This is a genomic window from Chitinophaga filiformis (assembly GCF_900102545.1).
Lineage (GTDB): Bacteria > Bacteroidota > Bacteroidia > Chitinophagales > Chitinophagaceae > Chitinophaga > Chitinophaga filiformis.
This window is the reverse complement of the sequence record NZ_FNBN01000006.1, coordinates 79,994-106,496: the sequence shown is the minus strand read 5'-3', so window position 1 is coordinate 106,496 and position 26,503 is coordinate 79,994. Positions and strand designations below refer to the sequence as shown.

11 protein-coding genes are annotated in these 26,503 nt (G+C 47.0%); 8 read left to right on the top strand and 3 right to left on the bottom strand.

What is annotated here, in order from left to right; translation table 11 throughout:
• Positions 1-66: 66 nt before the first annotated feature.
• The 3 genes from BLR32_RS22635 to BLR32_RS22625 all read left to right on the top strand — a co-directional run bounded on the left by BLR32_RS22635 (position 67) and on the right by BLR32_RS22625 (position 5,798).
• Positions 67-2,109, top strand: a complete 2,043-nt coding sequence (locus BLR32_RS22635) for a beta-L-arabinofuranosidase domain-containing protein (protein WP_245705503.1) — start codon at positions 67-69, stop codon at positions 2,107-2,109.
• An 11-nt stretch (positions 2,110-2,120) separates the two neighbouring features.
• A complete protein-coding gene (locus BLR32_RS22630; protein ID WP_089835146.1) occupies positions 2,121-4,469 on the top strand; it encodes a glycoside hydrolase family 78 protein in 2,349 nt (782 codons plus the stop codon).
• A gap of 678 nt (positions 4,470-5,147) precedes the next feature.
• On the top strand, positions 5,148-5,798 hold the full coding sequence (locus tag BLR32_RS22625; protein ID WP_089835145.1) for a hypothetical protein: 651 nt from the start codon (positions 5,148-5,150) through the stop codon (positions 5,796-5,798).
• Between the two features lie 440 nt (positions 5,799-6,238).
• On the opposite strand, the gene BLR32_RS22620 is transcribed toward BLR32_RS22625, so the two are convergent.
• From BLR32_RS22620 to BLR32_RS22610, 3 genes are read right to left on the bottom strand one after another with little or no spacing between them, the layout of a single operon-like run.
• Positions 6,239-7,159, bottom strand: coding sequence for a lactonase family protein (locus tag BLR32_RS22620; protein ID WP_089835144.1), 921 nt, complete (start codon positions 7,157-7,159; stop codon positions 6,239-6,241).
• A 36-nt stretch (positions 7,160-7,195) separates the two neighbouring features.
• Positions 7,196-7,831, bottom strand: a complete 636-nt coding sequence (locus BLR32_RS22615) for a response regulator (RefSeq protein ID WP_089835143.1) — start codon at positions 7,829-7,831, stop codon at positions 7,196-7,198.
• On the bottom strand, positions 7,806-9,866 hold the full coding sequence (locus tag BLR32_RS22610; protein ID WP_089835142.1) for a tetratricopeptide repeat-containing sensor histidine kinase: 2,061 nt from the start codon (positions 9,864-9,866) through the stop codon (positions 7,806-7,808). The genes BLR32_RS22615 and BLR32_RS22610 overlap by 26 nt, the downstream gene beginning before the upstream one ends.
• A 439-nt stretch (positions 9,867-10,305) precedes the next feature.
• Here BLR32_RS22610 and BLR32_RS22605 point away from each other — a divergent pair, with 439 nt between their 5' ends.
• From BLR32_RS22605 to BLR32_RS22585, 5 genes are all read left to right on the top strand, one after another.
• A complete protein-coding gene (locus BLR32_RS22605; RefSeq protein ID WP_089835141.1) occupies positions 10,306-13,716 on the top strand; it encodes a SusC/RagA family TonB-linked outer membrane protein in 3,411 nt (1,136 codons plus the stop codon).
• A gap of 11 nt (positions 13,717-13,727) precedes the next feature.
• A complete protein-coding gene (locus tag BLR32_RS22600; RefSeq protein ID WP_089835140.1) occupies positions 13,728-15,179 on the top strand; it encodes a RagB/SusD family nutrient uptake outer membrane protein in 1,452 nt (483 codons plus the stop codon).
• Between the two features lie 31 nt (positions 15,180-15,210).
• Positions 15,211-16,122: a zinc-binding metallopeptidase gene (locus BLR32_RS22595; protein ID WP_089835139.1), complete on the top strand. Its 912-nt coding sequence runs from the start codon at positions 15,211-15,213 to the stop codon at positions 16,120-16,122.
• Between the two features lie 146 nt (positions 16,123-16,268).
• Positions 16,269-17,570: a DUF4302 domain-containing protein gene (locus BLR32_RS22590; protein ID WP_089835138.1), complete on the top strand. Its 1,302-nt coding sequence runs from the start codon at positions 16,269-16,271 to the stop codon at positions 17,568-17,570.
• Between the two features lie 24 nt (positions 17,571-17,594).
• The gene (locus tag BLR32_RS22585) at positions 17,595-26,501 is read left to right on the top strand and encodes an Ig-like domain-containing protein (RefSeq protein ID WP_089835137.1); all 8,907 of its coding nucleotides are present in this window, start codon (positions 17,595-17,597) and stop codon (positions 26,499-26,501) included.
• The last annotated feature ends 2 nt before the right edge of the window (positions 26,502-26,503 follow it).

The window sequence follows — 26,503 nt, the reverse complement described above, 5'->3', positions numbered from 1 at the left end:
AAGCAGGATTTACTATTTTGTAACCCACGTTAGAATTCCATATTATTCACTACTCAAGTCAAATTAATGAAAATTAAATGGATGGTGTGTTGTGCACTTCCAGTGGTTTTCATGTTACCACTGGGGGCACAAGCCGGCATTAAACAGGTCTCACCCGGCGCCTTCACTCCGGGTGCTTATGAAGCACTACCATTAGGTTCCGTTAAACCCGCCGGATGGCTGAAACACCAGCTACAGATCATGCGTGACGGTACAACCGGTCACCTGGATGAGGTGTATGCCAAAGTTAAAAATGATAATGGCTGGCTGGGAGGCCGGGGCGATGGATGGGAGGAAACCCCTTACTGGCTGGACGGTGCATTACCGCTGGCTTATTTACTGGACGACAAGATCCTGAAAGAAAAAGTACTCCGCTATGTGAACTGGACAATAGAACATCAGCGTCCAAGCGGTTATTTCGGTCCGCTGACAAGAATGGAACTGGACAGTGGTGTTACCATTGATCCGCAGCACGCTGCATACGGTGAAGACTGGTGGCCGAAGATGGTCATGTTGAAAGTATTGCAGCAGTACTATTCCGCTACCGGCGACAAAAAAGTTATCAAGCTGATGTCGAAGTATTTCCGGTACCAGGTGGAGGCCTTGAAAGTAGCTCCCATAGGCAAATGGACGGAATGGGCCACTTCCCGTGGCGCTGAGAATGTGATGATGGCGCAATGGCTATACGGTATCACCAAAGATGAGTACCTGCTGGAACTGGCTGACCTGATAGAGCGTCAATCATTCCCCTGGACCACCTGGTTTGGCAACAGGGATTGGGTGATCAACACTACTACCTACCGCAACAATTATCAGTGGATGAACCGGCATGCTGTGAATGTTGCCATGGGATTGAAGTCTCCGGCCATCAATTATGAACGGACCGGCAACAAACAATACCTGCAGAACTTACATACAGGCTGGAAAGACCTGATGACTGTTCACGGACTACCGATGGGCATCTTTTCCGGTGATGAAGATCTGAACGGTAACGATCCGACACAGGGCGTAGAGCTGTGTGCGATAGTAGAAGCAATGTATTCACTGGAACAGATCAGCGCTATTACCGGAGATGTGGCCTATATGGACGCATTGGAGAAGATGGCATTCAATGCCCTGCCGACACAAACGACCGACGACTACAATGCAAGACAATACTTCCAGGTAGCAAATCAACTGCAGATCAGCAAAGGCGTATTTAACTTCTCGCTGCCCTTTGACAGGGAAATGTGTAATGTACTGGGGCCTCGCAGTGGTTATACCTGTTGCCTGGCAAACATGCATCAGGGCTGGACAAAATTCACCACTCACCTGTGGTATCAGACTGCTGATCATGGCATCGCTGCATTAGCCTATGCTCCGAATACAGTAACGGCTAAAGTGGGAAAGAAAGAGCAGGAAGTGACCATTAAGGAGATTACAGATTATCCTTTCAATGAAACAATAAAGTTTGAAATTGCTTTAAAGAAGGACGCAGAGTTTCCTTTGCAGCTGCGTATACCGCAATGGTGTGAGCATGCTGTCATCCTGTTAAACGGTCAGCCTTATAGCCAGGAGAAAGGCGGGCAGATCGTCACTGTCAAACGTGAGTGGAAGAATAAAGACGTGCTGACGTTGCAGTTGCCAATGAAGATCTCCACCGGTACCTGGGGCAGAAATTCCAGTGCTGTGGAAAGAGGCCCATTGGTATACGCCCTGAAAATACAGGAACGTTGGGAGAAGGCTACTGATACTATCGAAGGAGACTACTTCAGCGTATATCCTGAAAGCGTCTGGAACTATGGTCTGCGTCGTGTAGATGTACGACATGCTGCAGATAGTATGAAAGTAAGCATGCAGCGGCCTGTAGGTGATAGCTTTGTATGGAACCTGCAACATGTTCCTATCGAGATCACAGCACCTGCTAAAAAGATTCCTTCGTGGAAAGTATTGAACGGTGTGGCTTATCAGCCGCCTACCGATCGGGAAGGTATTTATAAAGGGAAGGTAGATACTGTTGTGCAACATATCACCCTTGTACCTTACGGTTTCACTAAAGTCAGAGTTGTAGCATTTCCTGTTGTACCATAAAATATCACACATTGAAATTCATTATCTCCGCCATTTTAATTTTCTTTACCTGTACATTGTATGGGCAGCGTTCTGACTGGAAAGGAAGCTGGATCACCAATACAGAAGATACCACCGCTACAAAAGCGCCTTATTTCAGAAAGACATTCAAACTACAAAAGAAAGTAGCCAGTGCTACTGCCTACGTTGCTGGCGTAGGATATCACATTGTGTATGTGAACGGCAAACCTGTTACAGATGCTGTGCTTGAGCAGGCGTATACGCGTTATGACAAGCGTCTTTTGTACAAAGTGTATGATGTCACTGCACTGTTATCTAAACAGAATGCCACCACTCAGAGCATTGCCGCGGAGCTGGGCAATGGCTGGTATAATATCCAGTCGCACGCTGTATGGGGCTTTCAGAATGCTCCGTGGAGAAAGACACCGCGCTTATTATTAGACCTTGTTATCAGATACACTGATGGCAGCAGCGAAACCATTGCTACAGATGATAGCTGGAAATGCGCTACTGGTCCCAGTCAGTTTAACTGTCTGTATACCGGTGAAATATATGATGCCCGTCAGGAAGTACCAGGATGGAATCAGCCCGGCTTCAATGATGCCGCCTGGGCACATGCATTGAAAACATCTTCTCCCGGAGGAGCGTTGCATGAGCAGGTGATGCCGTCTATTAAAGTCATTCGTCATATCAAACCTATATCAGTAAAGAACCTGGGCAATGGCAGATACCTTTTTGACATGGGACAGAACTTTGCCGGTGTAGCTACTTTAAAAGTGAAAGGGAAGGCCGGCACCAAAGTGACAATGTATTACGGCGAAGTGCTCAAAGATGGTGAACTGGACATGAAACACAATACTGAGCATATGCGCAGCCTGCCGGGTGAATTGCGTTTCCAGACAGATGTATATTATCTGAAAGGAAGCGGCAATGAAACATTTACACCACGATTTGTATATCATGGTTTCCAGTATGTACAAGTAGAAACGGACAATACACTTCCCCTCGATATTCATTCTCTTGAAGGATTATTTTACAGCACAGCATTTAAAGAAGCGGGACATTTCACCAGTTCAGATACAATGGTGAATAAACTGTATGCTGCTGCACGACAATCTTATCGCAGTAACTTCCTGAGCATTCCTACTGATTGTCCGCAGCGCGAAAAGAATGGCTGGACGGCTGATGCGCATATCTCTACGGAGGTAGGGCTTTGGAATTACAAAACTGAAGAAGGCTACCGTAAATGGCTGGATGACGTAAGTGATGCGCAACTACCCAGCGGCGCTATGCCTGGTATTGCGCCTTCTAATGGCTGGGGCTATGACAGGCCTGGCGATGAAGAACATACTTTCGGTCCTGCCTGGGGAAGTGCGCTGGGCTTTGTGACCTGGTATATGTATCTCTACCACGGAGATACTGCTTTAGTGCAGAAGCATTATCCTGCAATTAAAAGATATACGGATGTGGTGGCGAAAGAAGCGGAGGGGTATTTGTTTAAATATGGATTGGACGACTGGATGTCGTTAGTGCCAACACCGAAGACCTTTACTTCTACGGCTTACTTTTATACAGATGCTATCCTCGTTGCTAAAATGGCGCGTGTCTTAGGTAATAAGGCGGATGAGGCGACTTATACTACGCTCGCGGATAGTATTCGTGCTGCGTTTAACCGTACATTCTTTGATCCTGTGACTGGTCGTTATAAAGACAGCACAATGACGGCGTTAAGTGCGGCGGTGTTTCATGATCTTGCTGCTCCTTCTGTTGCAACTACTGCTGTGGAGCAGCTGGCGGCTAAGGTACAGCGGAGTAACTATCATGCTGATTTTGGTGTAATGGGGACGAAGTATGTGTTACCTGTTCTGAGTGATCGCGGTTATGAGGATATAGCTTTCCGCATGCTGACAGACACAGGTTATGCAGGTTGGGGGCATTGGATTGCGCATGGTGCGACTACCCTGTATGAAGATTGGCCTGGGGAGTTGTCGCATAATCATATTTTCTTTGGAGATTATTGTGCGTGGTTTTATAAAACTTTGGCGGGGATTAAGCCGGATGAGCATGCGCCAGGGTTTAAGCATTTCTTCCTGCAGCCGGCGTTTGTAAAAACGTTGAATTTTGTGAAGGCGGATTATGAGAGTAGGTATGGTGTTATTAAATCGGAGTGGCGGCGTGTTGGTGGTAAGATCCGGTTTTCTTTTGAAGTGCCTGGTGCGGCGACGGCGACAGTGCGGTTGCCAGTGGGGTGCTTGGTTTCGCCTAAGATGCAGGTGAGGAAGGTTGTTGTTGCGGATCAGGAGTTGGATGAGGTTGTGGTGAAGGGAGGGAAGTATGTGTTTGATTTGCAGGTGAAGTAAAAGAATATGTTATTAGTTAAGGCCTGGCGATGAATGTTGCCAGGCTTTTTTATTTGTGATTCCAGTACCGACCGCACTTGCTCGCGGTGCAGGCTGGGATCACTGGCTGAGTTCTTTGAAGTTCCTTGATATTGGACTTCGGGAACACGGTTTAGCTTTGGTAATTCTATTAAACCCCTGGTAGATCGCGTTGGCATACTTCAACGAACTTAGGCCAGTGATTCCCACCTGCCCGCTCCCGGCGTACGGTCTCCCCCTTAATAGTAGGGCGCCCAGTCTTTTATGGGTTGGTATTTTGCTGCTTGTTTTTATGCTTATTGCTTTCTTTACGTCTTTCTGTCTTCCTTCCTTTCTGTCTTTCTTAACTTATTTCTTAACAACCTTAATTAGTTATCTCTTGTGGTTATTCCTTTACCGGTTATTTCCTTGCCGTTGTTTCATTATTCCATTATTAGCTAATTCTTATAGCCATCCCTTTATTCTAATTATTTAGTCTAATTTTTTATTCTATTCGACAGCATTCTTTGAAGGGAGTGGCAAAAGCGGCAAAAATGGCATAATTGGCATAATTGGCATAGACGGCGATAAAGTACGCTTTAAACATGTCGTTACTATGCCGTTAACACGACGTATCTATGGCGGAGCGTATATTCGTATAAACTTTTTAAACTGATCTTTATGGCAAAGATTGTTGGTCCGGTACCACCTTTTATTGGCACAAGAGATAACGTGACAATATATCTTATGAATGGAGAATATATTGCCCGTTCTAAAAGTTCGCTTACAGGAAAACGTGTTAAAAAAGATCCTGCATTTGCCAGAACGATGGAATGGGCCGGCCGCTTAAAGCAAGGGGCACGTATTGCTTCATCCATCTACAGGCAAATGCCGGTTGATGACCGTGTATATAAGCGGTATCGGGAAATTACAGGAAAGGCAATGTCCTTGTTGAAAGAAGGTTTTAGTGTGGGAGATGTTATCACCATGCTTGAAGCTGTTTATTTGCCTCAGTTAATGGGGAATACAGACAGCGTTATAGTTGGAATTAAGCCAGCAGCTGAGCCGGAAAGTGAATTGTCAGAAGGAAGAATATGCAATTCTACTGGTAGGAAGAGTCATTACTATGTGGGCAATAGCAAATGTAGTGTGTATAATGGTGCTAATAATAATGTGTATCTAGTGTGCTCTGCTTGTACAGTGGCGTGCAACCGTGCTTATAATAGTGTGTGCCCAGTGAATCCAGTATATCCGGTGGTTCGCAATACTGTTATATACAATGCAATCAGTGTGTCACATCTAATCGGAGAAGCAAAAAAGCAGAACGAATAAGCATAAAATCACAATCTTACAATCTAACAGTCTAACATTATGTATATGTAAGGGAAGTATGGCATATGAGAAGGACGTCCTGCCAATTATTGGGAGACCGTACGCCGGGAGCGGGCAGGTGGGAATCACTGGCCTAAGTTCGTTGAAGTATGCCGACGTGACCCACCAGGGGTTTAATAGAATTGCTAATGCCAATCCGCCATTCTAAAATTCCATATTAAGGAACTTCAAAGAACTCAGCCAGTGATCCCAGCCTGCACCGCGAGCAAGTGCGGTCGGTGCCTAAACCACTGTCAGCCCATATAAAATATCGATAAATTTCGCACCCCTACACGGAATGATCTGAAAGAAGGTCGGCGCAATAACCACTGTCAGTCCATGATAAAATATCGATAAATTTCGCACCCTAAATAAGGAACAATCTGAAGGCAAACCACCAACTAAAACTTATGCGGATAAAAATTTACTGCAGGATTCTTCCCCTCACTAATAGTAACATACCCTGAATTATCAACACTAATCGTCACCCCTTCCCCCTGCTTCTCCGGCACATACGGCAGCACAATAGCAGGCTTAGACATCGCCGCCTCTACACTCTCCCCCGGATCCCTCCGCCAATAATAAATCTGCTCCTTATTCTTAATAACAACATGCCTCCCATCCTGCGAAATATCCCCCGCCGTAATCCACGTATACGGCACCGTCCCTACCTTCTGAAACACAACCCTATCCCCGTTTTTAAAATCCAACGGCGCCTTATATATCCCCACCGCCTTCTCCCGCTTGCTAACAATATAAAAGTACCTCGAAAGCGGATCTACCATGAGCGTCTCCGCATCCCGCGGACCATCAGCAAAAGCAACATGCAACACATCAGGGTTAACGCTGAATTTCCGCGCCGGCGCCTCTACCGGCGCAGGAAAACGTAAAATACGCGTACGCAGATCTACCTGGACATTGTTACCAATATCACCAACATATACATATTGTTTGTGTGGAACAGGACCAATACTTTCCGCGATATCTTCCCAGTCGCGGTTAAACACACCCTCAAGGTGTACGGTACTCACAAGTTGCCCCTTATTATCCAGCAGATATACTTCAGGTTTATTGCCGCTGTCATTATGCGTCCAGAAATGGCCAGGCAGTGCTTTGCTGGCAGCAATACCTGAAGCCTCGGCAATGGCGGGTGATTGTACAACGCCGAGCACAATAGGTTTGACAGACCCATTTGACGATGCAGCCTGCTCGGATTTCTTCTTCTCCTTTTTCTTATGTTTCTTCTTCTGCGCCGGTGCTGTAATAGCTATAGAAAGCATGATCAACAGCAGCGTGCTAATGCGAAAGGTCCGTGTACTCATGATACGATACTACGAAATAATGAGCACATAATCTACCTATACCAGCCCCGTCTGCAATGCGACCTTCACCAGTCCGGCGGTATTCTTCACCTCGAGTTTATGGAGTAGACTGATACGGTGATTTTCTACTGTATGGAGGCTGAGAAAAAGCTTGTCGGCAATTTCCTGGTTGGTATGTTCATCAATGATCAGTTGCAGTACTTCTTTCTCCCTGCGGGTTAAGGTAGTTGTTTTCTTTTCTGATTTCTTGTTGCGGAACATATCCTCTATGAGCAGCTGGTTGAGAGCAGGAGAGAGGAACTGACCGCCTTTATACACGGTTTCTATAGCCTGAAGAATGGTGGTCTCGTCGGAGTCTTTCAGCAGGTATCCCATACATCCCAGTTTCAGCATCTTCTTTACCTGGAAGATGACATCTGAGCTGCTGAGTACAAGGATGCGCACCTGTGGGTAGTTCTTCAGGATGCTGGCAGCTAGTTCCGGGCCACTCACGTCGGGAAGGTGCATATCCAGCAGCAATATGTCGGGTTGTCTTTCTTTAATGCCTTTGAGGAGCGCAGTGCCATTGGCATAGATGTCGGTGACTTCTACATTGGCAGCATCACGTAAGATGTTACAGATGCCCTTAGCTACAATAGGATGATCGTCAGTAATCGCTAGTTTTATAGGCATAACTGGCAGTATTTTGTTTGAGCGTAATTTCTATGTGTACGCTGGTTCCCTGTCCAGGTACACTATCTATATGCAATTCCCCGTTCAACGAATTTACGCGTTCCCGGATAGTTTTCAATCCTATACCATCTGATTGTGCTGTGGTCAGCATACCGTTGCCATCATCTTCCACGGTAACAGCCAATTGCGTTTCATAGTAGGCTATCTGGACGATGGCATGCCTGGCGTTGGCGTGTTTGAGGATATTGTGTACCAGTTCCTGGATGATGCGGTATACGGTGAGTTCCGCATCAGTGGAGAGGCCGGAGGTGTTGCCGATGGCCTGGAAGCTGATCTCCAGGGTATGACCTTTGTGCACACGCTCACAGAAGAGTGCCGTAGCTTTTGCCAGCCCTTCCTGCAGGAGTATTTCCGGCATGAGGTTGTGGGCTGTTTTACGCAGCTCAGTAGAGGCTTCTTCCAGCAGGTGGAGCACTTCCCGGAAATCATCTGTAACGTCGGTGGTGGTATGGCTGCGGAAGATGGAACTGAGACGGGTACGGATGGCGCCAAGGGTGCCGCCCATGCCGTCATGAAGATCGCGGGCTATACGGCTGCGTTCCTTCTCTTCACCTGCTATCATAGCCTGGAGGCTGCTGATCTGTAGTTCCTGGCGGAGGTTACGGATCTTTTCAGCCTGCAGTTTCTGTTTGTTGAGATTATTGCGGTAGATGAGGATACTGACTAAGAGTATGAGCAGTAAGCCGGAAGACACACCGATGATGAGGAAATTCTTTGTCTTGATCCGGCTTTCATTGCGGGTGATAGCCAGCTGTTTTTCTGCCAGTTCCTTGTTCTTGTCGGCGATGCGGTAGCGCATTTCCAGGTTGTATACCAGTTCCAGCTTTTCCACTTTCATCATGCTGTCCCTGATAGCACTGTATGCCTTTCTGTATTCCGCGGCCTTTTTGTACTGTTCCAGGGCCTCATAGGCATCCGCCATTACCTGGTTGCCACGAGCGGTCAGGAGGTGTACCATATTGCGTTTATGGGCACTTTGGAGGGCAGGTAGCGTGATGGTGATGGCTTTGTTGTATTGCTGCTGCATCAGATAGGACTGACCCAGGAGAATGTCTGCAAAGATCTGGTGGCGATTAGTGACCGGATCCAGCTGGGGAAAAAGTGCTTTCGCCTTTTCCAGGTAATGGATGGCGGGCACCGGATTTTTATCGTCGAGGTAAGTGAGCGCGGTGTTGATCAGCAGACCGGCTTCCATGCTGGGAGAGATCTTTGTTGCCTTTCCCATCTGGATAGAAGAACTGCAGTAGTAGCGGGCGGAATCATTCTGCGTGATATTATTAAAATAACCTGCCTTATAAAAATATAACATCATCAGGGCAGGAGTGTCCTTTTTGATTTTAGCGCTGTCTATCAGCGTATTGATATGTCCCATTACCTGCTGGATGTGCATATCGTTGGAGATATTCTCGTTGATGTTCAACCAGAAGTCCAGCAGACTGCAATATACGCGGGTCTGCATTCTCCTGTCTCTTACCTGGTTGGCTTCCAGTACATCCAGCGCTGCATAGCGGTAGAAGGCGGAGGAATCGTATTTGCCCCTGTAATAGAATGTCTGCGACATGAGGATGTAAAGATCAACCCGGATAGCAATACCCTGCTCATTGTTTTCACAGTAGTGCAGGGCCAAACGTTCGCAGGAGAGAGCCTTATCTTTTTCGTTGTTGTTATTGTAACAGAGTGCCAGTCCGGATAACGCCCGGGCTACTCCGTTGTTGTAGCGTAGCATGCGGGCGTCTTCCATGCCCGAATAATACAGACGCATAGCGGTACCGGCAGCGGTATCTCGCTTGGTACCTGCAAGTTTCAGGAGACTGTCCACGTTCTTCTTACTGGTATGCGGGTGTACGACAGTTTGTGGCAAACGATCTTCCACCGTCTGTGCGGTAAGGGATAAACAGTTACCTGAAAGGAGCACCAGTAAGAAAAGCAGGGCCCGACGGATAGTTCCGCGGCTGTTGTTACTAAGGTTTCCCATGATTAGAAGTCATTTCTTTCCTCTTTGTGGCATCACTGGCAAAGCATGCCTGTAAAATTGACAGTTATTACAAGGCTGTGATTAGATTCTGGTTGCTACAAAGCTTGTTTCCTATAAAAACAGACGTTACGAATATAATTCCTGGTTGATTCCGATGGGTAAGATAATAATTAAATAGTGGTTTACCGCTATTTTCTACAACAGCGGTTTACCCCGGTAAGAGAACGTTGCCAACTGAATAATTTTAGGTGTTGAAAAAAGGAACATAGTTAGCAACATGTGGGAAGGGGAATAAATGGAGAATTAATTTACAACAGCCTGAATCTATTGCCTGATCTGTTGAGTAATCAGATAGACCGTCAATCTATTGTAGTACAAGGAACAACCAGAAAGTAGGATTTTTTACAACCAGGATCTATTCAGTAAATCAGCTATACATATGACATTACCTATGCATGGTAATCGCTTGACGGCGTCGTTAAAAAGACGCCGGCGGGGAATTATTACGGTAACAATATTGTTATTACTATCCGCCAGTGCACATGCTGCTGGTGAAACCCATACGGCAAACAGCCGTGCAGTAAGGGATTCCATTCCTATGAGTGTGGCCAAGGGACGTGTAACCGGCGCCGAAGAAAAAGTAGCCTTGCCTAATGTATCAATAGTCAATCTATCTACTCGTAAGGGAACTGTAACCACCCTGGAAGGGGATTTTGTGCTGGCCGCCCGTTCCGGCGACAGCCTTCGTTTTTCCTATATCGGTAAACAATCGAGAGTGATATTGTTCAGCGGACAGGCATTACTTAATGTAGTACTGAGTGGTACAGAAGGCAATTTGTCGGAAGTAGTGGTAACAGGTTACCAGAACGTAGACAAGAAGAAGTTTGCCGGTTCTGCAGTGTCCCTGAAGGCAGAAGATGTGCGGCTGAGTGGTGTGGCCGACGTTAGCCGTATGCTGGAAGGCCGTGTAGCAGGAGTGTCTATCCAGAACGTGTCCGGTACATTTGGTACGGCGCCTAAGATCCGTATCCGTGGGGCCTCTTCCATCAATGGCGACAACAAACCATTGTGGGTAGTGGATGGCGTAGTACTGGAAGATGTGGCTAATATTTCCAACGATCAACTCTCCAGTGGAGATCCGACCACCCTCTTAGGATCTGCGGTGGCCGGATTGAACTCCAACGACATTGAGAGTTTTGATATCCTGAAGGATGCTGCTGCCACTGCTTTGTATGGCGCCCGTGCCATGAATGGCGTGGTGGTGATCACCACCAAGAAAGGTCGCGCCGGTAAAACGGCTATCGCCTATAGCGGCAACTTCAGCACGCAACTGAAACCTACCTATGGAAGCTTTAATATCATGAACTCCGCCAGGCAGATGTCTGTTCTGGCGGAGCTTGAGCGTAAGGGTATCCTTACCTCGGACATTCTTTCCCGTGGTGATGTGGGCGTGTATGGTAAAATGTATGAACTGCTGCAGGCAGATGAGAATGGGAACTATGGCCTGGAGAATACACCTGAAGCGCGTAAGGCTTTCCTCCTGAAATATGGTAAAGCCAATACAGACTGGTTCGATCTGCTGTTCCGCAACAACTTTGTGCAGGAGCATTCCCTGAGCGTGTCTTCCGGTACCGATCGTTCGCAGTCTTACTTCTCTACCAGTTACTACGGTGATAATGGATGGACGCTGGCCGATAAAGTACACCGTTATACACTGAACTTCCGTAACAACTATAAATTCACCGACAGGCTGTCTGCCGGTTTCTCTACCCTGGGATCGGTACGTCAGCAACGTGCACCGGGATCGCTGACCCGCAATAGCAATCCTGTGGAAGGACAGTATGACCGCGACTTTGATATCAACCCTTTCAGCTATGCGCTGAATACCAGCCGTACGCTGAGGGCCTATAATGACAATGGGCAGCTGGAATATTTCAGACGTAACTATACTGACTTTAATATCATCGATGAGCTGCGTAACAACTACCTCTCGCTGAATGTAATGGATCTCCGTCTGCAGGGAGATATAGGCTGGAAGATCACAGACAAACTGAAATGGGAGTTTGTAGGTGCACTGCGTTATGTGAAATCATCCCGTGAACACCAGATCACGGAGGACGCGAATATGGCGAATGCATACAGGGCAGCAGATAATGCGACCATTGCACAGAACAATAAATTTCTCTACAGAGATCCTGAAAACCCGGATGCAGAACCAGTGATCGTACTGCCAGCAGGTGGGTTCTACAATCGTACGGAAGACCAGCTGCTGAACTACGACTTCCGCAATAACCTGAGCTACAGAACTACTTTCGGTGGTAATCACAATGTGAATGTGCTGGTTGGTCAGCAGGTAAAGTATGCTGACAGGCAGAATGCATCCAGCACTGGTTATGGCTATCAGTACAACAATGGAGGCGTGCCTTATATCGACTATCGCATCGTAAAACAAACGATAGAAAGCAATTTCCCTTACTATGGTATGGCCCGCGATTACGATCGTTTTGCGGCTTTCTATGCTACTGCAGATTATTCCTTTGGAGATAAATACAGCATTACCGGTAATGCACGCTACGATGGTTCCAATCGCTTAGGTGCTTCTTCCAGCGCACGCTGGCTGCCTACCTGGAGCTTTGCTGGTCGCTGGAACCTTGACAGGGAAAGCTTCATGCAGAACATGAGCAATGTAGATTACCTGTCATTGCGTGCCAGCTATGGTCTGACGGCAAGTATGGGACCTGCTACCAACTCTAATATCGTATACCAGACAGTGAACAGTCGCCGTGCGCATCTGAATGAAGTAGAGTCAGTGATACAGCTGGCGCATCTGAAGAATACAGAACTGACCTGGGAAAAATTATATACTTCTAACGTTGGTGTGGAAGCAGGTTTCTTTGACAGGCGTCTGAACCTGACTTTAGATCTGTATAGTCGCAAGAGCTTTGACCTGATCAGTATCATCAAAACTGCCGGTATCGGTGGTGAATTATATAAGGCCGCTAACTATGCGGATATGGACTCCAAAGGTATAGAAGTGATGCTGGGTGGTGAAGTGATCCGTAAGAAACTGTGGGGCTGGAGAACCAATCTGACCTTTGGCTACAATACCAATAAGATCACCAATGCAAAGAACTCTCCGTTGATCTTTGACCTGGTAGCACCTGAAGGCGGCAATAAGGAAGGATATCCTGTACATAGCCTTTTCTCCCTTGATTATAAAGGGCTGGATCCACATACCGGTGTACCTACTTTTGTAACACCTGATGGACATGTAGACTCCAACATCGACCTGCAGGACGATGCTACCGGCACCCTGGTATACCAGGGTCCTGTTGATCCTCCGGTAACTGGCGGTTTTAACAACACTTTCCACTACAAGGCATTATCACTGAATATATTCATGACCTATCAGTGGGGTAACAAGATCCGTTTGTACCCTGCTTTCAAGACTTCCTACTCTGACCTGGACGCAATGCCGAACGAGTTTTACGATCGCTGGGTGATGCCGAAAGATGAGACGGAGACCAATGTGCCGTCTATCCTGGATGCTTATGAGAAGACCTTACTGGGAGGTGCTTATCCGTATAGCAACTACAACTTCTCGACTGCACGGGTGGCTAAAGGAGACTTTGTACGACTGAAGACAGTATCCCTTACATATCAATTGCCCAACAACCTTATTAAGAGAACAGGTTTCAACAGCCTGGTGGTAACAGGAGCTGCAAATAACATGTGGCTGATCTATTCAGATAAGAAGCTGAAAGGCCAGGATCCTGAGTTCTTCAATGCAGGTGGTGTTGCACAGCCGATCCAGAAGCAGTTTACATTATCCGTTAAAGTGGGCATTTAAAAACAGACAGTATGCAAAGAAAAGCGCTATATATTCTCTTAACGATTCTCCCGGCTTTTGCGGGTTGTGAGAAATACCTTGATCAGGCGCCTGACAGCTCCTGGACACAACTCGACACACCGGAGAAGGTGAGCCAGTTGCTGGGAACAGCTTATCCGCAGGCCAACTATATGACCTTCTGTGAAGCGATGTCAGACAATGTAATGGATAAAGGCACAGGTGTAGATGCACGCACGAACAGGGACCCTTTTTACTTTAATGATGTACAGAATATCAACGAAGATTCTCCTGAATATTACTGGCAGGCTGCTTATAAGGCGATCGCTGCTGCAAACAACGCATTGATAGCCTGTGAAAATGCAAAAGATACAGCGGCTTATAGTCGCCAGAAAGGAGAGGCGCTCGTAGCACGTGCGTATTCCCATTTCATGCTGGTGAATCTATTCTCCAAAAGCTATGACGCCACTACCGCCAATGCTGACATGGGCATCCCCTATGTAACAGAGCCGGAAGATGTAGTGTTCAGGCAGTATGACAGGAAAACGGTGGCATATGTATATGAACAGATAGAGAAAGACCTGCTGGCAGGTTTACCACTGATCCGCGATGATAAATACAAAGTGCCTTCCTATCATTTTACGCAGAAAGCGGCTTATGCATTTGCAGCAAGGTTCTACCTCTACAAGCGTGATTATAGTAAAGTGGTGATGTATGCTGACATGGCATTCCCTACCAGTCAGACAGGTACTTACCTGCGTCCATGGAACACCTCATATGTATTTATGTCGCCGCTGGAACTGTTCAATATCTACACCAACTCCAGCGAGAAAGCCAATCTGCTGCTGGTGGAGACGGCTTCCAGTTATGGCCGTTACGTGGGGCGATACCGCTTTGGTATGAACTATCCCATGTATTATGAGATCCTGGGCCGTGGGAATGTGACAGGTGGTGGCTGGTGTTTCCCGGTTTACACCTATAGCACCAACGATTACTTCGTGCCTAAAGTAAGTGAATATTTTGTGAAGCAGTCTGTGAATGCCAACATCGGTTTTATTTATACGATGGTGCCATTATTTACTGCAGAAGAGCTGCTGTTCAACAGGGTAGAAGCCAATGCCAATTTGGGTAATACCGCTGCTGCACTGGCAGACCTGAATCTGTATGCCAGCACACGTATCACTAACTATAATCCTTCCACTCACAATATCACCCTGGCTAAGAGCAAAACCTACTATGGCGTTACCGATAACCGGGAGGCTTTGCTAAGTGTGTTATTCGATTTCAAAAGAGCAGAATTCGTGCAGGAAGGATTGCGCTGGTTTGACCTGATGCGCTATAAAGTACCAGTCACACATGTTACCCGTGATGGAGAAACACTGGAACTGGGGGCTGAAGACCCACGCAGGGTATTCCAGCTGCCGGTGACAGCAAAGACTTCTGGTCTTCCAATGAACCCCCGTTAAAAAATATTCTCAGGATCTATCAGCTAATAGCATGAAAACGATAAAAACAGTAATAGTTCTTCTCAGTGTGGTATTGTTTGCCGCCTGTGCCAAGGATGATGATCTCAGCGGTCTGCAGGACATTCCCGGACTGGGAGGCGATACCTGGCAAAAGACAGCGTTGGATAAATGGTTGTACGATACCCTGGTGGTGCCTTACAACATCGAAGCAAAATATAAATGGGACCAGTTTGAATTTGAGTTGGATAAGACACTGGTGCCGCCAAAGGAATCTATGGTAAAACCTGCACTGCAGGCTATCAAGAAAGTGTGGATCGATACCTATGTAGCAGAGGCAGGAGAACTGTTCTTCAAACGCTACAGTCCGAAATTTCTGATACTGTGTGGCAGTGCCAGCTGGAATGTGGATAACGGAACTATCACCTTGGGTACGGCAGAAGGTGGCCGTAAAGTAGTGATCTATGCCATCAATTCTTTCCGTATTAAGGGTATGCCGGATTACAAGCCTTCCGACTCAGCTACGCTAAAGCAGATCTTTCACGTAATAGAGCACGAATTCGGGCATATTCTCCATCAGACGATACTTTACCCGCCTGCGTTCAAAAACATCTCTGCGGGGCATTATACGGCCAACTGGAACAACATCAGTGATGAAGAGGCGCATGCCAATGGATATATCTCCGCTTACGCCATGTCTGGCTTTGACGATGATTTTGTGGAGATGATCTCCCTGATGGTGATTGAAGGCCGGGATGGCTTCAACAGGATCGTTGAAAGCGTTCCTGCAGGTACTTCCGCCAGCGGCGTAACACAGGCGCAGGCGAAAGCGGCGCTGCGTGAAAAGGAGGCAACGGTGGTGGCTTACTTCAAGGCTGCCTGGAACATTGATTTCTATAGCCTGCAGGCGAAAAAACGTAAGGCGGTGGAAGCCCTGATCTACTAGACGGCCTTTGGACGAACAAGCGACGAACAAGCATCGAACTAGCATCGAACAAGCGACGAACAAGCGATAGGAAGATGCAGATGGGCTAGTGATGTTAGTTTAACGCCTAATTAAAAATAATAAGAAAAAGTCTTTAAAAAGATATTATGTACAAACGCTTATTGCTGATATGTTTTACCCTTTCCATACTGGCCGCTTGTCAGAAGTCGGACGAAAGTGTATTCAGCGCTCCGCCTGATACCCGTCTGAACGATACCTTGAAGAAATACGGGGATATACTGGTGGCTGCGCCGCATGGCTGGAAAGGACTTGTTTATCCCAAGGGATTGGAGAACGGCGTGTTTTCCTTCTTTTTCAAATTTGATGCTGCTAACCGGGTGAAGATGTATGCCGACTTTGACTCGGCATCAGCTGTGACCAGCATGGAGGGCAGCTACCGTTTAAAGGCGTTACAGCAGCCCTGTCTCTTATTTGATACTTATTCTTACATCCACCTGCTAAGCGATCCTGATGCGGCTGTAAATGGCGGTGTGTATGGTGAAGGATTGTCTTCCGATTTCGAGTTTTCCATCGAGGGCATGAATGGTGATACCATCCTGCTGAAAGGAAGATATCACAACAGCAAAGCAGTACTGATCAAAGCGACAGAAGGGGAGGAAGCGGCTTATGGTGCGGAAAAGACCAATCGCCTGATCGACAAGATAGATACCTACCTCACCTATTTTAAACGCTTTACTACGGGCAGCAGCAATTACGATGTGGCTTTCGATATCCTGAACAGGAGCGCCACTTTCAGCTGGATAGACGAAAACGGTGAAAGTCATGTGGTGACAACAGGATTCTATTATACGCCTGCCGGTGTAGGCTTTTCGCCTACTGTGAATCTCGGGGCAGTCACACTGACGGCTTTCGACAACATCAGCTGGAGTGCGGCTACAACTACGCTGAGCTTCACCGTGAATGGTAATACCGGTACTATTAAAGAAACAGCGAAGCCGCTGGTGATAGATCGGGATGCTCCTAACGCATGGTGGCAGCAGCAGGTAGATGCCGGCGCTTACTGGGTAACGCTGCAAGGTTTCCACGTTGATGGCGTGGATGATGCGTATGGTATTACGAAACTTCCCAATTATTCCTTTACGGTCTTTTATCCTCAGTTTGGCACAAGCGACAATGTCGTGTATGACCTGTTAGGTTTTGTAACCCGTGTTGATGGCGAACAATACATAGAATATGGCCCCGCCTTCAAAGCTCCCACCTATAAAGCAGACGGACGCATTGTATTCCCCTACCTGGGTATCCTGGGAGAGCTTCCTGAAGGAGAGACTGCGGTGACTAATACGATCATCAAACTCACTGACTCCAATGGGTATTACCTGGTGAAAACAAGTGAGGGTTACGATATGGTAAGCGCGAAAGACGGCAAATCCTGGATATCCTGGTTTTAACAATCCAAAAAGAAAGTTATTCACATGAAACGGCATTTTACTTATTCTTTTTACAGGGGCTTATGTCTCATGGCTATATTGCTGATGGGCATCATGTCTACGCAGGCCCAGACCACTGATATCAAGATCGGGTCAAGTACGGCGGGAAACGAGATCAGCTGGTATCCCTGTCCTTTGCAGGATTATAAACAAGGGGCGCGTGCACAATACCTCTACCTGGCCTCTGAGTTGCATGCAGCAGGCATGGGAGCAGGCGATATCAGTGCACTGGCTTTTAATGTACTGAACCTGCGTGGCGTTGGTAAGGTGGAAGGCTATGTAATAAAGATAGGTTTCACGTCGGTGAATAACCTGGACGAGACCCGCTGGGAAACAGTGAATACACAAGTGTATGGACCTGTGCATTATCAGCCGGTGGCAGGATATAATAAGTTCGCTTTTTCGTCGACAGTTACCTGGAACGGCATAGACAATATCATAGTGGAAGTATGTAATGGTGATCCCGGTGGTGCTACCAGTGATGAGAATCCGGAGGTAGCTTATACAGAACTACTGCCCTTTAGAGCTTCTCATACTTACCGCGCTAACACCGGTAATGAGTGTGGTAGTACAACCACTACCAACACAGGTGATATGAGTAACCGTCCTGATATTATGTTCTCGTGGACAGCTGCTCCGGCATGTACAGGTACACCTGTAGCTGGTACGCCCATTGTGAATACAACAGATATCTGTGCAACCGGTAAAGTAGACCTGTCGCTGACAGGAACAACATTGGCTTCCGGTTTAACTTTCCAATGGCAATCCTCTCCTAACAATACTACCTGGACAAATATTCCGGGTGCCAGCTTACCAACCTACACCGCATCGCAAACAGTTACTACCTGGTATCGTTGTGTGGTGACTTGTACCAGCGGTGGTGCTTCCACCTCTACCAGTGTACAGGCAGTGACGCCTTCACCGGTGAGTGGTACTTTCTTTATCAACAATGCCACAGCTACGGGTGGTAATAACTTCAACTCTTTTAAAGATGCGGTTGATTTCATCAAATGTGGTATCAATGGCGCAGTAATATTCAACGTAGTAAACAATGCCACTGCTTATAATGAGCAGGTAATGATACCACCGATAGCAGGTGCATCTGCTACCAATACGATTACATTCAATGGTAATGGTGCACTGTTACATTATCTGTCGGGTGATGCGAAGAAACAATATGTACTCGAACTGAACGGTGCTGACTTCGTTACTGTGAATAACCTGCAGATAAAAGCAGATGGTACCGGCTGGGATCACTACGGTATTGCCGTACATCTGACAAATGATGCGGATAACAATACTATCAGCAACTGTATTATCACCACTGATACACAGTCTACTGATTTTAACTATGCGGGTATCGCCGTAACAGGCGGACCATCGATCAATGAAGACGATGCCCGTAGTGATAATAATACCTTCAGTGGTAACACGATCACAGGTGGTATTTATGGTATCCTGATGATGGGGAGCAGTTCGCAGGCTGTTATGAATAATAAAGTGCTCCACAATAAGATCTACGATTTTCACAATACAGGTGTAAAACTACAGGGTACTTTCAGTGCAATGGTGGATGGTAACGAAATAAGCTGTCCTGCACGTACTACTGCCTGGTCATTTGTTGGTATTGAATTGAGCAGCCTAAATACAAAGGCGATCATTAATGCCAACCGTATCAGCAATCCTTATGGCGGTGTACCGGGGAAGACAGATCCGGCAACAGGTATTAATGTGAACATGGTAGTGGCGCTAACCACACTGGAAAATAAGATCACCAACAACCTTATTTATAATCTGAATACTGGTGGTCACCTGATAGGCATCAACTGTTACTATTCCAATAACGTCTGGTTCTATCACAATACTATTATCCTTGATGGAACAACAGCTCCGGGCACGTATGATACCAGGGGCTTCGCCACAGATAATGGCGCCGGAGGTCAGATATTCAAAAACAACCTCGTCTATATTTCCAGGACCGGTACTTCAAAGAAGTATGCTATTTATTCTGATGGCGCCGGTGCTGGTCTTGAGGCAGACAGGAACAACTATTATATAGAAGCCGCTGCGACGAATGCGTTTATTGGATATGAAGGACAGGATGCCGCTTCTTTAACACAATGGCAGGCACTCAGCAGCCGTGATCAGGCATCTGTGTTTGCTCCGCCTTTGTTTGTGAATGCCGCTACCGGCAATTATACACCGCAGAATAATGTAGTGGATAACAGGGGTAGCTATGAGAATGTGGACGTTGATATTGCCGGTGCAGCACGTAGTCATACTACACCCGACATAGGTGCATTTGAATTTACGCCACCGGTATGTACAGTGCCGCCAACGCCTGGTACTGCTACATTGTCCAAACCTGTTGTGTGTGTAAATACGTCTGTTATATTGGGTGCCAGCGGTAACTCAGTAGGCGTGGGACAAACTTATCGCTGGCAGACAGCTATCGCTCCGGCAGGCCCATTCACTGCTATTGGTAATGTACTGGACGGTCCTGATACTGTTATTACAGCTACCGCTTCACTGTGGTACCGACTGGCAGTAACATGTAGCGGTAATACTGCGTATACTGTCCCCGTATACCTGACGGTGAATCCGGCAATGGCTGCCAATACCTATACGATCAATAAAGGTGCGCCGGCTTCTGCTACCAACTTTACCAGCTTTACCGCTGCCGCGGATGCTTTATCCTGTGGTATAACCGGTCCTGTGGTATTTAATGTGGTGGCTAATTCCGGCCCCTATAATGAGCAACTGATCCTCGATACGATCAAGGGTGCTTCTGCTGTGAACACTGTTACCTTCAATGGTAATGGTAATACGATTGCCTTCAGCTCCATGTCCTCAATGGAAAGAGCGGTAATTAAACTTCGTCATGCTGACCATGTGATCATAGATAGTCTGACCATTGATGCAAATGGTACCGGCGACTATGGCTATGGTGTCCATCTGTTGAACGATGCAGACAGCAATATTATCCGCAGATGTAACATTCTTGTAAGCACGACGGAATACTCCGGAAGAGCCGCGGTGGTGATCAATGGTAATGACGAATCAGACAGGTACAATACTTCCTATTGCGATGCGAACCTGATTGAAAAGAATAACATAGAGGGAGGATATGCAGCGGTAACACTGTACGGCGGATCTGATTATCCTGCAAAGAATAACCGCATCCTGAATAATAAGATCACTGACTTTACACAGTATGGTGTGAGTATAGGCAATACGCTCAATACAACGATTGCCGGTAATACTATCAGCCGTCCTACCCGTAATGCCAGCATGTCTGATTATTACGGTATCCTGTCTGAAGGTCATAGCGGCTTACTGGTAGAAGGTAACAGGCTGGTAAATCCTTATGGTGGCAATCCTTCTGCTTATGGCGGTTTCCGTGGTATGGATATAGAACAGACGCAGCAGGGTGCATGGAATGAAATCAGGAATAACGTCATCCATGCTACAGGTGGAAGTGGCAATGAGGTGGTAGGTATCTATTCTGCCTTCACTGACAAGACCAACTACTATCATAATACCATCGAAATAGAAAGTTCTCCTGAAGCAGGTGTTACAGGCTTTGCGCTGTATGGCAATGCAGATAGCCTTGCCTTTACAAACAACATCGTGAGTCTAAGAAGTGAGAGCGGCAGGAATGAAAGAATTGGTCTGAACCTGGCGAATGCTGGTCAGCAGATCCTGAGTATCAGTCATAATAATATCTACCTGAAAGCGACCACCGCTGCTTATGTGGCAAAGGTGGATCAGACTACTTTCACAGATATCGCCGGATGGCAGGCATCTCCTTTCGGAATAGCCTCTATTGGTGTAGCACCTGTGTATGCGGATGCGGCCAATGGCAACTTTGCACCGATCATTTCTCCGTTTGATAATGCAGGCGCACCTGTAGGTGTGGCAAAAGACATCCTTGGTGTAAGCAGGAGCGCTACAAAGCCTGACCTGGGAGCTTATGAAATCAATATACCAGCATGTACAGCGCCGCCAACTCCTGGGACTGCTGTGGCTAATCCAACAGGTGGTATATGTCTGGGAGATACTGTGAAGCTGGACCTCTCCGGTAATACCACAGGCGGTACACAAACATATCGCTGGCAGCAGGCGAAATCTGCTGCTGGTCCATGGACCAGCATAGGAGAGTGGCAATACCTGTCTTCCTTTGCTACGCCTATTACATTTGAAAATTACTTCCGTTGTATACTGGTGTGTGGTACAGATACTGTCTACTCTGCACCGGTACAGGTAAATATGAACGCAGCTTTCCCTGCAGGTGAATACACAATTAACCCTGCTTTACCAGCTGGTGTGACCAACTTCCAGTCTTTCAATAAGGCAGTGGAGGCCCTGGAATGTGGTATCACTGGGCCCGTTGTGTTTAAGGTAGCAGCAGGTACTTACAATGAGGAGGTGAGAATGCACACGGTGGCAGGCGCGGGTCCTGACAGCAGGATCACCTTCCGCAGTGACAATAATGATGCTGCCAGTGTGATACTGACCAATGTTTCGACTTCCAGCGACAACTATATATTATCTCTTGACAGTGCTATGTATGTGACCTTCAGGAGCATTACCATGAAAGCTGGTGATAACGACTATGGTAAAGTGGTGTTACTGGCTGGTACCGCGTCTTACGATAGTATCCTGAACTGTAAGATCATCGCCCCTGATGTGATCAATAGCAGCACGGATGTTGCAGCTATCATCGGAGAGAATTTCCTTGGTAAGCATATTGTGATCAAGGGTAATACCATCGAGAATGGTTCTGCGGGTGTTTATCTCTTTGGGGTGAACGACCAGAACCTGTCGCAGGACCATGTGATAGACAGCAATATCATCAGCAATAGTTTCAAATGGGGTGTTTATTCACAATATACCAGTCGCATCAACATTACCAGGAATACGATCAACCTGGACGGCGATATGAGTAGCAGTGGATATGGTATTTATCAGTTTGAATCAGATACTGCATGGCATATCAATTACAATACCATCAACATACTGAATACAGTAGCGGGCGATAAGATATTTGGTATACAGGCAAGATGGAGCAGTACATTGGCTGCGGCGCCACTACAGATTGAAGGTAACAAGATTATCGGGTTGACAAATAACAAAGCCAGCCTGTATGGTTTGTACACAGAACATAACAATTATACAAGCATTCTTAACAACGTGGTAAGTGTGCAGACAACTGCAAAACTGGCTTATGGCCTATGGGTATCCTCTGACGAGAATGCGACTTATTACAACAACACGATTTATAACGGTTCTGCCGACCTGTCAGCCAAAACCAATAGCGCCGCTAAGCTGAACGAAGATGGCGCCAGCAATGTGGTAGTAAGGAACAACATCTTCTACCATGGCGCTGCCGGTATTGCACTGGAGATCAGCAATGAGAAAGAAGAGAATACTGACTATAACGTGTTGTACAGCACGGGCGCTGTACTGGCATCTACCTCCCTCTATAAAGAGGCAACGCTGCCAGCATGGAGTGCGCGTACCGGACAAGACCTGCACTCTATCTATTACAAACCTGCACTGACCCTGACTGATGGCAGCCCTGTAGTAAACAGTCCTGATGTATGGGCCATACATGGCCGTGGCGTACAGATACCGGGCAATGACCATGACATCAACGGTAAGGCAAGACCTGTTACTTTACAGGCAGGTGTACCTGATCTGGGAGCCTATGAGTTCGAACCTACTTCCGTTCCTGCCCTGCTGACCGCTGTACCTGCCGCTCCTGCTGCAGGTACTACACAGCACTTCATGATGGGATCAGACAGTGTGATGAGTATTACCTGGGCAGCCGGCGCACCTGTTCCAGCTTCCATGAATATCAGAAGGTATACAGGCGTACTGCCGCCGAATGTGCCCGCATCTGCCGAACAGATGTACTTCTACAATGATGTGGAAACTACAGGTAGCGGTGCATATGATTTCTCTGTGAAGACCTTCTACATGGATCCATGGCAGGGCTTTGTGAAAGCACAGTATCAGTTAGGATTAGGAAGAACAGATGCGAATGATAAATGGCTGGTTGGAGATAGTAGTAAAGTAAATGAGTTCGATAATTATATCACTGAGTCTAAGCTCAGCTTCCTGGATAAGTTCACCGGCCTGGTAGATAGCGCAAGAGCAGTAGTGCCTGTAGTGATTCCACCGGCGGATAGTTCCAACAGGGGTACCCGCTTCTGGGTAGGTTACGGTCACCATGAGTTCTTCAGTGGCAGTAATGACCAGGATATGTTGTTGTACCTGAGTGCAGAAGAAGCTGCGGATGTGACGGTGAAAGTGAATGGTACCAGCTGGATCAGACGTTACCATGTAGCTGCGAATACGACATTGTCCACAGACCTGATACCGAAGAACGGCCTGGAAGATGCACGCTTGATGACCGAAGGCATCTCTGACAGAGGCATCAGTATTGAGAGTGATAAACCAATCGTGGCATATGCACATATTTATGGTCACCAGTCATCAGGTGCTACTATGCTGCTGCCGGTAGGTACATATGGATATGAATACTATTCACTGGGTTATAACCAGGTGTATGGTATGGACGACTACTCATGGGCTTATGTGGTGGCAGATCAGCCGAACACAGTTGTAGAGATCACCCCATCTGTTCCGACTGTAACTGGTCACCCGGCGAATGTACCATTCACCGTAACACTGAACAAAGGAGAAGTGTACCAGGTGCTTGGTGCAAGGATCGACAATGCAAAGGGATACGACGTAACCGGTACAAGATTCAGGTCTATACAGAATGCACAGGGTAAATGTTATCCGATTGCGGTATTCTCGGGCAACAGCCGCACCAGTGTAAGTTGTGATCCAAGTGGTAGTGGTGGTAATGGAGATAACTTCATCCAGCAGTGTTTCCCTTCACAGGCATGGGGTAAACGTTACCTGACAGCACCGACATCCACTGATGAAGATCCGAAAGTACTGATGGGCAATGTGTACAGAATTATGGTGAAAGACCCGGCTACGAAAGTAAAGGTAGACGGATCGTTACTGGCAGGATTGAATAATGGCCGTTTCTACCAGTTTGTGACGGACGCTCCCGCTTATATAGAAGCTGATCAGCCGATCATGGTAGCACAGTACATGGCTTCATGGGACAGATGTACCAATACCGGTGGTTACGGAGATCCTGAGATGATCTATCTCAGTCCGCTGGAACAGGGTATTAAGAAACTGGGCTTCTACCGTAATACGGAAGAAGGTATTGTAACGAACTACCTGACACTGATCATTCCCACAGGTGGTATGACCAGCCTGAAGATCGACAACGGTACCTTATTTGACTATACTTATGATCACCCTTCATTACCTGGTTATACTGTAGTAGTGAAACGCTGGGATGCTACAAAAGACCAGAGCTATGTAGTGAGTGACTCCGCCTTTACTGCGATTACCTATGGTTTGGGTGAAGATGAAAGTTATGGTTACAACGCCGGTACACTGGTAAGGAACCTGAACACAAGAACTTCCATCTCCAATGTACATAGTGGTACCAATGCAGTAAGTGACTACACTTGCGAGAATACACCATTCCGGTTCACGTTTATTTCTACGCAGCGTCCTGCTTCCTTACAGTGGAACATCAGTAAGGTGAGCAACATTAGTCCAGCTGCTGATGTGATCCAGGACAACCCAGTACCGGTAGATTCCTTCATCGCTAATAACAAGAAATATTATCGCTTTGCCATCGACCAGGATTATTCCTTCTCAAAAGCAGGTACTTATTATGTACCGGTAGTGATGCAGGATCCGTCTTTCGAAAGTTGTGATAATACAGTAGAAACCTTCCTGCCTGTAACAGTGATCGCTGCGCCGAAAGTGGATTATACAACTGCATTCAATGGTTGTGTGAGCGACTCTGTACACTTCACCGGTAATGCAATAACAGCCAATGGTGCTGCCATCGGTAAATGGAAATGGGACTTTGGCAACAGCGCGATTGACAGTGTACAAAACCCTGTTTACCTGTTTACCGCCGGTGGTACTTATCCTGTGTCGTTGACAGTAATTGGTGAAGATGGATGTATTGCAGATACAGCAAAAGACCTGGTAGTGAAAGGACCTGCAGTTGGTATACTCCTAACTGATTCCTTCACGGTGTGTACGGGTAGCAATGTAACATTCGAAGTACAGAGCCCTGCCACAGGGGTTGATTATAACTGGTATGATGCAGCCACCGGCGGTAAGCTGGTAGCCAGCGGAAGCACGCTGAACCTAACCAATGTAACTGCTGATGCACAATACTACCTGGAAACAATTAAAGACGGTTGTACTTCTCCTGAACGTACGCCTGCGGAAGTAGTGGTATTACCAGCGCTGACTGCTCCTGTAGTGAAGCTGGATTCAACAGGTGTGAATGTGCTTCGCTTTACATGGGGTACTGTTCCAAATGCAACGGGTTATGAGGTATCAACAGACGGTTTGAACTGGACGGCTCCATCAACAGGCAGCCAGGGTCTTTCTCATACGATCTCCGGTTTACAGCCGATGCAGGAAGTGAAGCTGTATGTGAGAGCATTGGGTTGTGAGCCGGTAGCAGCTGAGCCAGTAAGCGGTACCACATTACTGGATGGTATCTACATTCCTAATGCCTTTACGCCGAATGGTGATGCTGTGAATGATGTGCTGAAAGTATATGGCAGCATCATCAAAGATATCCACCTGATGATCTTCAACCAGTGGGGTGAGAAACTGTTCGATTCCGATAGCCAGGACAGAGGGTGGGATGGTACACACAAAGGAAAGCAGCAACCATCTGGTGTATACATGTATGTATGCAGACTGGTATTGCTGGACGGAACAACGGTAGATAAGAAAGGTATTATCAACCTGATCAGATAAGC

Coding starts and splice junctions, on each gene's coding strand:
- BLR32_RS22595 (WP_089835139.1), top strand. CDS start 15,211: ATGAAAACGATAAAAACAGTAATAGTTCTTCTCAGTGTGGTATTGTTT.
- BLR32_RS22605 (WP_089835141.1), top strand. CDS start 10,306: ATGACATTACCTATGCATGGTAATCGCTTGACGGCGTCGTTAAAAAGA.
- BLR32_RS22600 (WP_089835140.1), top strand. CDS start 13,728: ATGCAAAGAAAAGCGCTATATATTCTCTTAACGATTCTCCCGGCTTTT.
- BLR32_RS22635 (WP_245705503.1), top strand. CDS start 67: ATGAAAATTAAATGGATGGTGTGTTGTGCACTTCCAGTGGTTTTCATG.
- BLR32_RS22620 (WP_089835144.1), bottom strand. CDS start 7,159: ATGAGTACACGGACCTTTCGCATTAGCACGCTGCTGTTGATCATGCTT.
- BLR32_RS22585 (WP_089835137.1), top strand. CDS start 17,595: ATGAAACGGCATTTTACTTATTCTTTTTACAGGGGCTTATGTCTCATG.
- BLR32_RS22590 (WP_089835138.1), top strand. CDS start 16,269: ATGTACAAACGCTTATTGCTGATATGTTTTACCCTTTCCATACTGGCC.
- BLR32_RS22625 (WP_089835145.1), top strand. CDS start 5,148: ATGGCAAAGATTGTTGGTCCGGTACCACCTTTTATTGGCACAAGAGAT.
- BLR32_RS22610 (WP_089835142.1), bottom strand. CDS start 9,866: ATGGGAAACCTTAGTAACAACAGCCGCGGAACTATCCGTCGGGCCCTG.
- BLR32_RS22615 (WP_089835143.1), bottom strand. CDS start 7,831: ATGCCTATAAAACTAGCGATTACTGACGATCATCCTATTGTAGCTAAG.